Genomic DNA, 966 nt, shown 5'->3' on the forward strand with positions numbered 1-966 from the left:
GTGGAGTTTTCGCGTCAGCGGGGGTTGGCGGTGGATGGTCGTTGTCGGTCGTTTGGTGCGGGTGCGGGGGGTACGGGTTGGGCTGAGGGTGTGGGTTTGTTGTTGGTGGAGCGGTTGTCGGTGGCTCGGGAGAGGGGTCATCGGGTGTTGGCGGTGGTGCGGGGTAGTGCGGTGAATTCGGATGGTGCGTCGAATGGTTTGACGGCGCCGAGTGGTCCGGCGCAGGAGCGGGTGATTCGGGCGGCGTTGGGTGCTGCTGGTTTGTCGGCGTCGGATGTGGATGTGGTGGAGGCGCATGGGACGGGTACGTCGTTGGGTGATCCGATTGAGGCGCAGGCGGTGTTGGCCACGTACGGGTCCCGTACTGGTGGTGTGCCGGTGTTGTTGGGGTCGTTGAAGTCGAACATCGGTCACGCGCAGGCTGCTGCGGGTGTGGGTGGTGTGATCAAGATGGTGCAGGCGATGCGGGCGGGGGTGGCGCCGCGGTCGTTGCACTGTGAGGTGCCGTCGCCGATGGTCGACTGGGACTCCGGTGCGGTGCAGTTGCTGTCCACTCGGCAGGAGTGGCCCGACACCGGTCGTCCCCGCCGCGCAGCCGTGTCGTCCTTCGGATTCGGTGGCACCAACGCCCACGTCGTCCTCGAACAGGCCCCTGCACCCGAACCCGTCGCCGAGCCCACCGCGCAACCACGCCCGCAGCGCATACCCCTGCTGCTGTCCGCCCGTGGGCCCGCCGCCCTGGCCGACACCGCCCGACGCATCGCGGACCTGCTCACCGACCCGGACACCGACCCCCTCGACGTCGCCGGATCCCTCGCCACCGGCCGCGCAGCCCTGACGCACCGCGCCGCCGTCCTCGGCACCCAACCCGCCGACCTGCGCCAGGCTCTGCTCGCCCTGGCCGACGACCGTCCGCACCCCGCCGTGCACCGCGGCACCCGCACCAGCGGCAAGACCGTCTTCGCC

At 70.1% G+C, this 966-nt stretch carries 1 protein-coding gene; it reads left to right on the forward strand.

The features are described 5' to 3' along the window. On the forward strand, positions 1-966 hold a 966-nt coding region (locus tag Vgi01_RS30320), incomplete at both ends, for a ketoacyl-synthetase C-terminal extension domain-containing protein (RefSeq protein WP_204293345.1).

The organism is Micromonospora gifhornensis (assembly GCF_016863515.1).
GTDB classification, from domain to species: Bacteria; Actinomycetota; Actinomycetes; order Mycobacteriales; family Micromonosporaceae; genus Micromonospora; species Micromonospora gifhornensis.